The following is a 13,241-nucleotide window of genomic DNA, read 5'->3' as shown; positions in this document are numbered from 1 at the left end:
GTGTGGTGATTCTGGCAAACAAGAACTACCCGAATGCTGAGCGGGTCAAGTTGGCCTATACGATCTTGAGCGCGATGGACCACTAACGCCTGGCAAAAACCAAATGTGGGAGCGGGCTTGCTCGCGAATACGGTGTATCAGCCACCGATGTGTTGACTGACACGCCGCATTCGCGAGCAAGCCCGCTCCCACANTTGGATCTTTATTGTGATGAGATTCGTGTACANCCTTGGCTGTCACTACTGGGTCGGTTGCGAATACTGCTGCCCCGGAATCGCCTTCAGGTTCACTTCAACGCGGCGGTTCTGCGCCCGGCCATTCACATCGGCGTTGCTGGCAATCGGGTTATCCGGGCCGGCACCGCGTGCACTCAGGTTGGTCGGGCTGACACCTTGGGAGGTCAGGTAGTTGGCCACGCTTTGCGCACGACGCTGGGACAGGTCCATGTTCAACTGGCGGCTGCCGGTGCTGTCGGTGTAGCCGACGATCTGGATAGTGTTCTGGTTGAACTCCTTCAGCGAGCCGGCCAGGTTGTTCAGCGGCTGATAGAAGCTGCCGGCAATATNCGCCGAGTTGGTAGCAAAGGTGATGTTACCCGGCATGATCAGCTTGATCTGGTCGCCCTGGCGCTGAACTTCAACCCCGGTATTGGCCATACTGGCACGCAGCTTCTTCTCTTGCTGGTCAGCGTAGTAGCCGTAACCGGCAGCAGAAGCACCCACGACAGCGGCGCCAATCAGTGCGCCTTTGCCACGGTTGTTGTGGTCGATGGCGGCACCGGCCAGCGCACCGGCCAGCGCGCCGAGACCACCGTATTTCGCGGTTTTGCTCATGCCCGTGGAGCCACCGTCGGCCTGGCCCTGGTTGTCGTAAGGGTTAGGCGAGGCACAGCCAGACAGCAAGGCCACAGCCGTAGCGACAATAATCAAACGCTGCTTGGTGAACATGAAGAGCTCCTGGTTTTTTGCATTCTGTGGTGCAACGGACTAAGGCATTGAACCTTTGCGGGCGTTGGATCATTTCGCTGGACAAAAATTCCACTTGTTACAAATCAGGCCCGCACAAACGGGTTCTCGCGCATCTCATCGCCCAGCCGCGTGTCGGGACCATGCCCGGTCACCACCGTCGCCTCTTCGTCGAGCGTATAGAGCCGCTCCTTGATCGATCGCACGATGGTCGCCTGATCGCCACCCCACAAATCCGTGCGGCCTACCCCGCGACGAAACAGCGTGTCACCGGCAATCAATAACCTGGCATCGGCAAACCAAAAGCTCATCGAGCCCGGTGTGTGACCCGGCGTATGCAGCGCCACCCCGCAACCGCAGGCCAACTCCTCGTCATCTTCCAGCCAGCGATCCGGCGGCGGCACCGGCGTGTAGGGCACGCGGAACATCTGGCACTGCATTTCCAGGTTGTCCCAGAGGAATTGGTCTTCNTTATGCAGATGCAGGGTCGCGCCGGTTTTCTCCTTGAGCTGACCGGAGGCCAGGAAGTGATCCAGGTGCGCATGGGTGTGGATGATGCTGACCACCTTCAAGCCGAGGGCGTCGAGGCGTGCCAGGATCAGCTCGTGATTACCGCCCGGGTCGACCACGATGGCTTTTTTGGTGATCGGGTCGCCGATAATGGTGCAGTTGCACTGCAACGGACCGACGGGGAAGGTTTCGCGGATAAGGGTGGGCTGCTGGGACATCTGGGTATGCTCAGAAAACAGGGATGGGCAATTTTGGCACAAAACCGTATCAAGTCTTTTTGTGGACCCTGTAGATCTCAAAATGCGCTATCCCAGCACCCCCAATTCTTTGGCCCGCGCCACCGCCTGCGTCCTTCGCTCAACCCCAAGTTTGCTGTTGATGTGACTGGCGTGGGTCTTGACCGTGTGCAGGGAGATGAACAACTGATTGCTGATTTCCTGGTTCGAGCAGCCNTGGGCGATCAGGCGCAGAACGGCCAGCTCACGCGCGCTGAGCTGTTCGGCAACCGGGGATGACTCCACGACCGGGCGGATAGCCGCAGCCGGAAGCTTCTCTGCAAGGCTCTGGGAAACGGCCGTTGGTGCGCAGAGTTGCAGTTGCCCACGCAGCCAGTCCGGGTGTTCGGTCAGCAACGCGTCGAACGGTTGCAGGACGCCACCGGTTGCCGCTTCCAGCGCCTGGGCCAGCGCCTTGCGGGCTTCGGGTTCACGGCCGCTCGCCAGCAACAGGGTGATTTTCTGCGTCAGCGCCATCACGCTGAGCATTTGCCGTCCCGATTTCTGGCCATGCTCAAGCAGCGCGTTCAAACGCCCCTCGGCCAGCATTGGTTGCCCTTGGATCACCTCTAGCAAGGCTTGCTGCAATTCGATGTGCAGTGGCAACTGTGGATGGAACTCTGGCGGTGCCGCCGCGTGGTCGCCGTTGTAGGTCTGGCCCAGTCGCGCCAGCCAGGCTTCGGCCAGATCGGTACGGCCCTGGGCCAGCCAGAGCTCGCATTTGATCAGGGTGATCATCGCCAGGTAGTAGATCGGCGGCACGTCCCAGATATGCATCAAGCGCTCGGCTTCGGCGAGTTCGGCGAAGGCTTTCGGGAAATCGCCNCTGCTGCCTTCGAGCCGGGCGATCACGCAGTGGCCGATCAACACGCTGATATCGCGACAGGCTCGTGCTTCACTCAAACCGGCTTGTAGACGCACGCGCGCGGCTTGCGGTTGCAAGCGCACGGCCAGCAAAAAGCCCTCGTACAAGGTCAGGCGCGCACGCACGGCGTAAAGCCGTTGCGGGGATAACCCTTGCAGTCGTTGCAGGCCCTGACGCACTTCTTGCAGTGAACGCAGGATTTCACCGCGCGCCTGCAGCACACGTGCGCGGTCGTAATGGGCCAGCGCTTCGAACAGCGGGTTGCCGACCCGTTGCGCCAACTCCAGCGATTCCCGGTTCAAACTGCGTGCACGCCACAGATCGCCGTCGGCGATCGCCAGGTTGGACAGCGTCGAAAGACACATCAGCCGTTGCCCGTAGCGCTTGGCCGGCAGGCTTTCCAGCGCTTCGGTGCAGTAAAGTTGCGTGAGGGCGCGATTGCCTCGCCCCCGGGCGATGATGCCACTCAGGGCCAGCCATTGCGCCAGCATGGATTTCTGCGCAGTGGCCGACGGGGCTGGCAGGAAGCGGCTCAAGTGCGCCGCCAGCTCCTCNGCCGCATCCAACTGACAGGCCAGCCCCAACGCCCAGCTGTAGAGCACGATCAACCGCGGCGTGCTGATCAGCAGGCTGTCGGGCAAGTCCATCTTCCAGCGCAGCAGCATGCCGACATTCTGTTCAGCCAGCAGTTGCTCCTCCGACAGGTTTTGCACCAGGTTCGCCGCCACATCCAGGTGGCCGGCGCGCAACGCCTGCTCCACCGCCTCATCAATCAAACCCTGCGCATTGAACCAACGACAGGCGCGCAGATGCAGGCTGGCGGCCGGCACGATCGACTGAGCGGTGGGCCGGGTACGCAGCAGGTCGGAAAACAAATGGTGATAACGATACCAGTGGCCCTGCTCGTCCAGCGGCACCAGAAACACTTGGTGGGCCTGCAAATACCCGAGGATTTCAGCACTGTCATGGGCTTCGCGGACCGCGTCGCAGAGCTCGCTGCAAAAACGCTCCTGAGGCGCGGTGTCGTACAGGAACGACTGCACTTCGGCGGGCAGGCANTCGATGACCTCTTCCAGCAAGTAATCGCGAATCAGCCCTTCGCCGCCGTGCAAGTGTTGCGGCAACACGGCCTCATTGCCGGCTTCGGAAATGGCCAGCAACCAGAAACGCAGGCCGGCCACCCAGCCTTCACTGCGCTGGATCAGGTTTTCCAGTGCCTCGCCACGCAAGGAACTGCTGTGTCGATCGAGCAACATGAGGGCTTCATCGTGGGTCAGTCGAAGGTCCTGCTCATGCAACTCAAGCAGGTGCCGCGACAACCGCAGTCGCGCCAGATGCCAGTCCGGACGTTGGCGGCTGGTGACCATGACCAGCAGCCCATCGGGCAAATGGTTGAGGAAAAATTGCAGGCAGCGATCCAGCACAGGGCCCTGTGCCAGATGATAGTCATCCAGCACCAGCAGCAAAGGTGTCATCGGCGAAAGGTGGATGGCCAGTTCATCGAGCAACCCGTCCAGCCATTCTTCGAAGGCGAAGGGCTGATGNCGCTGGCGCATTTTCAGCAGGCCCAGGGNCTGGCCGCCAAGCTTCGGAAAGTAATCCTGAAGACCTTCGAGCAACCGCTCGAGGAAACGCCCCGGATCGCTGTCTCGAGGACTCAACCCCAACCACAGACTGTGCCAATGGGCCGGCAGNCTCTGGCAGAACTCCACCGCTAACGAACTCTTGCCGAACCCGGCCGGGGCGCTGACCAGNAAGAGCCTGCCNNCNAGGCCGGCACTCAGGCGCTCGCACAGACGAGGCCGCAGCACATGGCCGTCGGGCAACGGGGGTCGAAAAAAGCGCCCGTCCAGTGCCGCGACGGCAACGCTTGCAGGGCCCGGGAGTGGGGACAGATCAGTCATGGCCGGCTCTTGTTTGAATTGCGGGTGGCGGCGTTGCAGATGTCCGCAGACTATCGGTAAACGAAGAGGGAATGAAGGTTATTGCTACAAATGGCTACAAAAAGAATACAAGCAGAAGTTGCGGGGCTAGAGATGAGGTTTTCCTGACAGACCGTGTCGCCCCATCGCGACGGTGCGACGATTCGACTTGCTCGCGATGGGNGTCGCCCCATCGCGACGGTGCGACGATTCGACTTGCTCGCGATGGGGGCCGTCAAAGGCACCGAAGACTCACGGAAAAAATCCAGGCAAAAAAAAACGCCCCGAACCAGTCGGGGCGTTTTTCGAGGATGCGGCCTCTGTTCAGTACAGGTTAACGAACCCCGTCCTGACGCAGTGCAGCGGGGGTGAAATCGCTGGTGGTGGCGGTGAAGCCGAAGTCATACGCCTGCTTCTCTTCGTTCTTCATGCCCAGCGCCAGGTAGCGGCCGGACTGCAGGTCGTAGAGGGTTTCCAGGGCGTACCACGGCACTTGCTTGTCGTAGTAGTTCTCGGCATGGGCTTCGGCGACGCGCCACAGTTGGCCACGGCCGTCGTAGTGGTCGATGACCGCTGCTTGCCAGGTGTCTTCGTCGATGAAGAAGTCACGTTTGGCGTAAATGTGGCGCTGGCCTTCCTTCAACGTCGCGACCACGTGCCAGACGCGACGCAGCTCGTAGCGAGCCAGGTCCTGGTTGATGTGGCCGGCCTTGATGATGTCGACATACTTGAGTTTCGGATCGTCGAGCTTGTAGCTGTCGGAGGCGATGTACATCTCTTTCTTGCCTTCGAGTTTCCAGTCGTAACGATCCGGGGCACCGTTGTACATGTCCAGGTTGTCGGAGGTCCGCAGGCCGTCAGCCGCGGTACCCGGCCCGTCATAGGACACTTGCGGTGCCCGGCGCACGCGGCGCTGGCCGGCGTTATAGACCCATGCCGAACGCGGTTCTTTCACCTGGTCGAGGGTTTCGTGCACCAGCAGCACACCACCGGCCAGACGCGCCGGTGCGGTCACTTGCTGCTTGAAGTAAAACAGCACGTTGCCCGGGTTTTTCGGGTCGTAGTCCTTCATCTTGTCGCGGAACACGAACTGATCGCGGAAGTACACCAGACTGAACGAACCGTTGGTTTGCGGGGTGGCCTGGGTGACCAGACGGGTCACGCTGCCGCCGCGATAACGGGTGATGTGGTTCCAGATAACCTCGACGCCGCTCTTGGGAATCGGGAACGGTACAGCGGTTTCGAAGTTTTCCAGGCCGTTGCCGCCGGACACCAGGTTAGTGGAGGTGGCGTTTTTCTTGATGGNGGCAAACACATCAGCCGGCACGGTAGCGCCGCGATGCGTCGGGTAGACCGGCATCTTGAAGGTGTCCGGGTAACGCTTGAACATCGCGTACTGCCCAGGCGCCAGCTTGTCTTTGTACTGCTCGACGTTCTGCGCGGTGATGGTGAACTGCGGTTTTTCACTGGCATACGGGTCAGACAGGAAGCCTTTGCCGTCGACGGTGCCGGCGTTTTTCGCCATGGGTTTCCAGGCCGGGATCGAACCGTCAGCGTTGCCCGCCATTTCGGCGCCCATCGGCGTCAGGCTCTTGCCCAGTTTGTCCGCTTCGGCGGCAGGCACTGCCGCCATGACGCTGGTCGCCAGCAGCGAAAGCCCCAGAACTCCAGCGTGGAACAGACTCTTTGTTATTTTCATATGTGTGTTCGTCCTGAAAAAACAGTGCTTAGAAGTTCACGCCGACGCTGAGCGCAACGAAGTCGCGATCATCTACGGTGGTGTACTTGCCACCAAAGAAGTTGGTGTAGTTCAGGCTGACGGTGTAGGTGTTCTGGTACTCGGCATCGACACCCAGGCTGACGGCCTTGCGACCCTCTTCAAAGTTGCCGCCAGGGCCTGGCGAGTAACCTTTGACGTCATGGGACCAGGCCACGTTGGGCTTGAGGTTCACACCGGCAAACACGTCGTTGTATTCCCAGATTGCCCGGGCGCGATAACCCCACGAAGTGGACGTGGTGAAACCTTCGTCGTTGCAGTTGCGGCTGCGGTTGTTGGTCGGAGTACCCGGGCCGGCGCCGTTGATGGTGCTGGTGTTGAGTGCCACGCACGTGTTCGCCGTACCAGTGGCTGGCAACTCACCCGGGCCGTAGACCGGATCGCGGCCATAACGGACGTCGGAAGTGCTTTCCAGTCCGCCAACGTGAGTCACACCCACTTCGCCCACCAGGGTCAGGCGGCTCGCACCCATGACCTGGTCAAAGAAGTGCGTGAGGGTGGTTTGGAACTGGGTGATTTCCTTGCGGCGATAGCCATGCAAGTCTTGACCCGGGCTGGCAGAGAGCAGCGAAGCATTGCCCAGAGCGCCGCCCAGAGGACGTACGCCGGCGAACAGAATGTCGGTGGAGTTGAGCTGCACCGGTGCGTTCGGACGATAGCTGATCTCACCGCTCCACGCCGTACCGGTAGGCAGGGTGGTGGAGAAGCTCAAACCGTAGAGGCGGATGTCTTCAGGGTATTCGATGAAGTATTTCGAGTTACCTGCCACCAGCAGCGGCGCGAGTGCGGCGAACGGACCTGGCAGCGCAGCCGCCGTGTTATAGACCGACTGCGGCGCACCCGTGGCGCTGAAGATCGGCGCACGGCTGTGGTAGTTCATGAAGTAGGCACCGAACTCGGTGTCCAGCGGGTCGAACATGTATTTGAAGGACGCGCCCCACTGACCGCTGTCGCGAGCATCACTATCGCCACCACGCCGAACCAGCACACCTTCCTCGTTGACGTTGACGCCGTTGGCGGCCAATGGACCCAACGCAACGGCTGGAATCTGCGAACGTTTGTTCAGCACCCGCAAGTTGTTGTCGCAACCATCGGCAACAATGTCCGGCTGCGAGAAGAACGTGCCGCAGTTATCGACAACGGTCTGGTCCCATTCCAGCTGGTAGAAGGCTTCTGCCGACAGGTTTTCAGTCAGGGTCTGGGACACGTAGAACATGTTGACCGGAATCAGGCCTTCCTTGATCTCGGCGCCCGGACGGCGGAATGCAGAGACGTCGATCGGGTTGATCGAGTTGATACCGCCACCAATGAACGTACTTTCGCCCCAGCTCACGACCTGCTTGCCAAGACGCACGTTACCCGGCTGATCGGCGATGGTGTAGTTGTGGTAGACGAAGGCATCGAGAATCTGCCCGCCAGAGGACTTGGCGCCCTCTTTACGGTTGTCGTTGCTGACGTTCTTGAAGTCGAGGTCTTCGTTTTGCAGCGCGAAGTCGTACCAGTATTTGCCACGCACAAAGATGCCGGTATCGCCGTATTTCAACTCAAGGTCATGGATGCCCTTGAAGATCTTCGAGAAGGCATCACCCTTGTTGAAGTTCAGGTGGCCGTCATCGGAGGTCTGGGACAGGCCGCGCCCGCCGTTGTTGACGCCGATCAGGTTCTTGTTCGGCGACTGGGTCGACACGCTCATCCCCAGGGAGAGCGACGAATCGAACTGACCTTCGATTTCACCAACGTTGAAACTGACGCCGAATGCGGGCCCGGCGAGCGTAGAAGCGAGACTGACGGCCAGGGGCAGTCTTGCCCGGCGCCAGAACNNGTTTACTGATGTCATCGACGCTACTCCATGTGCATTATTGTTATGGCAGTTAGCACTTCTAAAAACGTTGTGGATGACGGGGAGCCAAGGCGTCCCGAAGTCACTCCAAAATTGCATCGCCCCGTTTGTGCGTTTGCTTCCGTTCTTAAAAATCCTTGAGCGGACTATAGCCAGCAGGTAGTACTGCTTGATCCCTCTAAAGTGTGATTTGCAGCTGCCGGCCACTCTGGAACAGTCCTTTCGCCAGTCCGACACCTGTCGGCACGGCAAGGATGGCTGAAAATTCGGATTTCACAAGCCAAGCGCTTGCTTGGTGGGGCTGGCGTGCCTTTTTGGGCACGCCAGAGGGCGCTTAAAGCGTCGAAAGGAAGGTGCTGTTGTTGGCCTGCCACTCAGTGATGTCGAGGCGGATACGCTTCTTGTCGAGTTTCCCGACGCTGGTCTTGGGAATTTCAGTAACAACGGCGATCTGGCTAGGAATGGCCCACTTGCTCAAATGGCCCAGCTCGACGAAAGGCTTGAGGTGTTCCTTGAGCTCGCGGGCACCTATCACATGGCCATCACGCACCACCAGCAAGGCAAACGGGCGCTCGCCCCACTGTGGATCGGCGATGCCCACCACCGCTACTTCGCGTACCGCCGGGTGACGGCTGACCAGGTCTTCGAGGGCCAGGGACGAGATCCACTCGCCACCGGTCTTGATCACGTCCTTGATGCGGTCGCGAATNTCGATCACGCCCATGCTGTCCAGCGTTGCCACGTCGCCGGTGTGCAGCCAGCCGCCTTCCCACAGCTCGGCGCCCTTTTGCGGCTCGTTGTAATAGCCTTCGGTCAGCCAGGGCGCCCGCAGCACCAACTCGCCCTGGGACTCGCCATCGGCGGGCAGGAAGTTGCCGTCGCCGTCGATGATCGCCGCTTCTACCAACGGCCCGGGCACGCCGGCCTTGATGCGGTAGGTGGTGCGTTCGTCTTCGCTGCCGGCCATCAGCTCTTCGTTGAGATGGGCGCAAGACACCAGCGGCCCGGTTTCGGACATGCCGTACGCGGCGGTCAGTTGAATGCCTCGCGCCTTGGCGGCTTCGTACAGTGCACGGTTCAGCGCACTGCCGCCGATGACGATTTTCCATCCGCCGAAATCGGTGCTCTGCGCCGCCTTGGAATTGAGGACCATTTGCAGGATGGTCGGCACGCAGTGGGAGAAGGTGACCTTTTCCTTGCGCCACAACTCCACCAGGTATTCCGGGTCGTAGCGGCCGGGGTACACCTGCTTCAAGCCGAGCATGGTCGCCACATACGGCAAGCCCCAGGCGTGGACGTGGAACATCGGTGTGATCGGCATGTACACATCGTTGGTGCCCAGCAGGCGCACGCTGTCGACACTGCCCATGATGGTCGCCACGCCCATGGTGTGCAGCACCAACTGGCGGTGGGTGAAGTACACGCCCTTGGGGTTGCCGGTGGTGCCTGTGGTGTAGAACGTGGTTGCGACCGAGTTTTCGTCGAAATCCTTGAAGTCGTACTGCGTGCTCGCGGCCGCCAGCAACTGCTCGTACTCGCCGACCAGGTTTGGCAAATCGGCGGTTTTTTCCGGCAGGTCGGTCAGCAGCAGGGTTTTCTCTACCGTGGTCAGGTGCCCGGCAATCGCCTGGTACAGCCCGACGAACTCGCTGTTGACCAGCACAAAGCGGTCTTCGGCGTGGTTCATGGTGTAGAGGATTTGTTCCGGCGACAGGCGCACGTTGATCGTGTGGATCACCGCGCCGATCATCGGGATCGCGAACATGCATTCCAGGTAACGGTGGCTGTCCCAGTCCATCACCGCCACGGTATCGCCGGCCTTGACCCCGGCCGCCGTGAGCACGTTGGCAAGCCGCGCGACCCGCTCGATCAGGGTCGGATAGCTGTAGCGCAACTGGTCGCGGTAAATGATCTCGCGGGTTTTCTCGTAACGAGCGCCGGACATCAGCAGNCGTTTGATCAACAGCGGGTATTGGTAAGCGCCTTCGGCGGGCGGGATAACACGGGTCTGCAACATACGAATCCCTTATCTGACTGCACGGTGTTGGCTTTAGAGGTAAACACTCTAGAACCCTTACACGCCGGCCAAATCAGCCAAAGGAATGATTTGCAGAGCCGTACAAATGCTAGCTTTACGCCAGCATCTGCAGGAATTCGCTCCGAGCGATCAATGCATCTCGGTGAAGGCGAGTTTCACGCCGATGGCAATCAGTACCACGCCCATGGTCCGGTCNAACCAGTGCCCCATACGCGCAAACCCAGCCCGCACGCGCTGCTGGCTGAACAACATGGCCACCAGGCAGAACCACACAGCCGTCGCCACGGCCAGATAGAGCCCGTAGCCCGCCTGTACCGCCAGCGGCGTGTGCGGGTTGATCACCACGGTGAACAGCGACAGGAAGAACAGCGTGGCTTTCGGGTTCAGGCCGTTGGTCACGAAACCTGAGGTGAAGGCGCCGCGAGGTGTGCGTTCGCCGGCCTCTTTGTGCAGATCGTCGTCGACCGCTTTGGCCGGTTGCGCGCGCAGGGCCTTGTAGCCGATGTACAGCAGGTACGCGGCAGCCGCCCATTTCAGCGCATTGAACAGCACGATCGACTGGGACACGATCAAGCCAATCCCGAGCAACGAGTAACCCACGTGCAGGAAAATCGCCGAACCAACACCCAGCGCNGTCCAGGTCCCGGCGCGACGGCCATGGGTCACACTCTCACGCACCACCACGGCGAAATCCGGGCCCGGGCTGGCGACGGCGAGCAAGTGAATCAGGGCAACGGTCAAGAACTCTGTCCAGTACATGGGGGCTCCTTTGGGGTAGATCGGTCTGATTGAAATTCACAGGTCAACGCCAACCCCTGTGGGAGCGAGCTTGCTCGCGATACGGGATTAAAATTCAACACCTTTGCTGAATCTCAGATCGCTACGGGATTAAAATTCAACACCTTTGCTGAATCTCAGATCGCTATCGCGAGCAAGCTCGCTCCCACAGGTCCAGCGTCCAGCCTGGCAATGGGTAACCATTTGTTTCATCTGGTAGGCTCGGCAGATTACGCCTTCAGTTCACCGCACAAAAGGTACAGTTGATGACGAACTCTCGCCGCGCCGTTTTCCTCGACCATCCTTCGCTGGACCTGGGCGACCTCGATCTCAGCCCGTTGCGCGACTGCTTTGACGACTTGCAGCTGTTCGCACAAACCACGCCGGAGCAGGTGATCGAACGCCTCAAGGGCGCCACCGTAGCCATCAGCAACAAGATCCTGATCGACGCCAACGCCATCGCCGCCAGCCCTGATCTGAAGCTGATCCTGATCACCGCCACCGGCACCAACAACGTCGACCTCGCGGCGGCTCGTGCCCACGGCATTACCGTGAGCAACTGCCAGGGCTACGGCACGCCGTCGGTGGCGCAGCACACGATCATGTTGCTGCTCAACCTGGCCACGCGCCTCGCGGACTATCAGAAAGCCGTCGGTGAAGGCCGCTGGCAGCAAGCGAAACAGTTCTGCCTGCTGGATTACCCGATTGTCGAGTTGGAGGGCAAAACCCTTGGCCTGCTCGGCCATGGCGAACTGGGCAGCGCCGTGGCGCGACTGGCCGAAGCCTTCGGCATGCGCGTGCTGCTGGGTCAGATTCCGGGGCGCCCTACCCGGCCGGATCGCTTGCCGCTGGATGAACTGCTGCCGCAAATCGATGCGCTTACCCTGCACTGCCCGCTCAACGAACACACCCGCCACTTCATCGGTACACGCGAACTGGCCTCGATGAAACCCGGCGCGTTCGTGGTCAACACCGCGCGCGGTGGCTTGATCGATGAGCAGGCGCTGGCCGATGCCTTGCGCAACGGTCATCTGGGCGGCGCGGCCACCGATGTGCTGAGCGTCGAGCCACCGACCGCCGGCAATCCGTTGCTGGCCCACGACATTCCACGGTTGATCGTCACGCCGCACAACGCCTGGGGCAGTCGCGAGGCGCGACAAAGGATCGTCGGTCAGCTGACCGAAAATGCCCAGGGGTACTTCAGCGGTAAAGCGCTGCGGGTCGTCAGTTGATAGACTGCGGCACNCCTTTTCAAGGAGCAGACCATGGATCCGCGCAGTGAAGTACTGCTTCGTCAGGCCGAATTTTTTCAAGGCAACCTGCTGCTGGTAGGGTTGCCCGCCGACGATTTGCTCGGCCGCCTGCCCAATGCTCACGGCTGGTGCTGGCATGCCGGTGACCAGGCCGCGCTCGACGCACGCTTCCCCGAGCGCAGCCTGTTCGGCGTGAACGTGCCCGAGCGCGAGTTCGAGACCGCGGTGGTGTTTTTGCCCAAGTCCAAGGACCTGACCGACTACATCCTCAACGCCCTCGCCTCGCGCCTGGCTGGTCGCGAGTTGTACCTGGTGGGTGAAAAACGCAGCGGTATCGAAGGCGCGGCCAAACAATTGAACCCGTTCGGCAAGCCACGCAAGCTCGACAGCGCGCGGCATTGCCAGCTCTGGCTGGTTACCGTGGCCAACGCGCCAGCCGCCAAGTCGCTGGAAAGCCTGGCCCAGACCTATGAATTGCCGCTGGCCGAAGGTCCGCTGAAAGTCATCAGCCTGCCGGGCGTGTTCAGCCACGGTCGGCTGGATCGGGGCACCGAACTGTTGCTCGAGCATTTGGACAAACTGCCCAGCGGGCATTTGCTGGACTTCGGTTGCGGCGCGGGCGTGCTGGGGGCGGCGGTGAAACGCCGNTATCCACACAATCAGGTGACGTTGCTCGACGTCGACGCATTTGCGGCTGCCAGCAGTCGTCTGACGCTGGCTGCCAATGGTCTGGAAGCCGAGGTGCTGACCGGTGACGGCATCGACGCGGCACCGATGGGTTTAAGTGCAATTCTGAGCAATCCTCCGTTCCATGTCGGCGTCCACACGGACTACTTCGCCACTGAGAACTTGCTGCGAAAAGCGGCCAAACATCTGAAAAATGGTGGCGAACTGCGCTTGGTCGCGAACAGCTTCCTCAAGTACCANCCGTTGATCGAAGAGCACTTGGGCATNTGTGCGATCAAGGCCGAGGGACAGGGTTTCAGAATTTATCGGGCCAAACGAGGCTGACAAATAAG

The 13,241-nt window shown here is 60.5% G+C and carries 9 protein-coding genes; 2 read left to right on the top strand and 7 right to left on the bottom strand.

Annotation, left to right across the window (positions count from 1 at the left end; all coding sequences use genetic code 11):
• Nucleotides 1-239: 239 nt before the first annotated feature.
• From B7L09_RS22515 to B7L09_RS22485, 7 genes are all read right to left on the bottom strand, one after another.
• A complete protein-coding gene (locus B7L09_RS22515; protein ID WP_094470713.1) occupies nucleotides 240-947 on the bottom strand; it encodes a YiaD family glycine zipper/OmpA-like lipoprotein in 708 nt (235 codons plus the stop codon).
• 104 nt (nucleotides 948-1,051) lie between these two features.
• Nucleotides 1,052-1,693, bottom strand: a complete 642-nt coding sequence (locus tag B7L09_RS22510; RefSeq protein WP_094470712.1) for an MBL fold metallo-hydrolase — start codon at nucleotides 1,691-1,693, stop codon at nucleotides 1,052-1,054.
• 87 nt (nucleotides 1,694-1,780) lie between these two features.
• The gene (locus tag B7L09_RS22505) at nucleotides 1,781-4,519 is read right to left on the bottom strand and encodes a winged helix-turn-helix domain-containing protein (protein ID WP_094470711.1); all 2,739 of its coding nucleotides are present in this window, start codon (nucleotides 4,517-4,519) and stop codon (nucleotides 1,781-1,783) included.
• A 352-nt stretch (nucleotides 4,520-4,871) separates the two neighbouring features.
• On the bottom strand, nucleotides 4,872-6,236 hold the full coding sequence (locus B7L09_RS22500; RefSeq protein ID WP_094470710.1) for a DUF1329 domain-containing protein: 1,365 nt from the start codon (nucleotides 6,234-6,236) through the stop codon (nucleotides 4,872-4,874).
• Nucleotides 6,237-6,264: 28 nt separating this feature from the next.
• Nucleotides 6,265-8,151 (bottom strand): DUF1302 domain-containing protein, encoded by a 1,887-nt coding sequence (locus B7L09_RS22495; protein ID WP_094470709.1) that lies wholly within the window; start codon nucleotides 8,149-8,151, stop codon nucleotides 6,265-6,267.
• 337 nt (nucleotides 8,152-8,488) lie between these two features.
• Complete coding sequence (locus B7L09_RS22490) at nucleotides 8,489-10,171, bottom strand: fatty acid--CoA ligase (RefSeq protein WP_094470708.1); 1,683 nt, start codon at nucleotides 10,169-10,171, stop codon at nucleotides 8,489-8,491.
• A gap of 150 nt (nucleotides 10,172-10,321) precedes the next feature.
• A complete protein-coding gene (locus tag B7L09_RS22485; protein ID WP_094470707.1) occupies nucleotides 10,322-10,951 on the bottom strand; it encodes a LysE family translocator in 630 nt (209 codons plus the stop codon).
• A 284-nt stretch (nucleotides 10,952-11,235) separates the two neighbouring features.
• Here B7L09_RS22485 and B7L09_RS22480 point away from each other — a divergent pair, with 284 nt between their 5' ends.
• Nucleotides 11,236-12,201, top strand: a complete 966-nt coding sequence (locus B7L09_RS22480; protein ID WP_094470706.1) for a 2-hydroxyacid dehydrogenase — start codon at nucleotides 11,236-11,238, stop codon at nucleotides 12,199-12,201.
• 33 nt (nucleotides 12,202-12,234) lie between these two features.
• Complete coding sequence (locus B7L09_RS22475; RefSeq protein WP_094470705.1) at nucleotides 12,235-13,233, top strand: methyltransferase; 999 nt, start codon at nucleotides 12,235-12,237, stop codon at nucleotides 13,231-13,233.
• Nucleotides 13,234-13,241: the final 8 nt, after the last annotated feature.

Source organism: Pseudomonas mandelii (assembly GCF_002251635.1).
GTDB classification, from domain to species: domain Bacteria; phylum Pseudomonadota; class Gammaproteobacteria; order Pseudomonadales; family Pseudomonadaceae; genus Aquipseudomonas; species Aquipseudomonas mandelii_B.
This window is presented reverse-complemented; position numbering and strand designations above follow the sequence as displayed.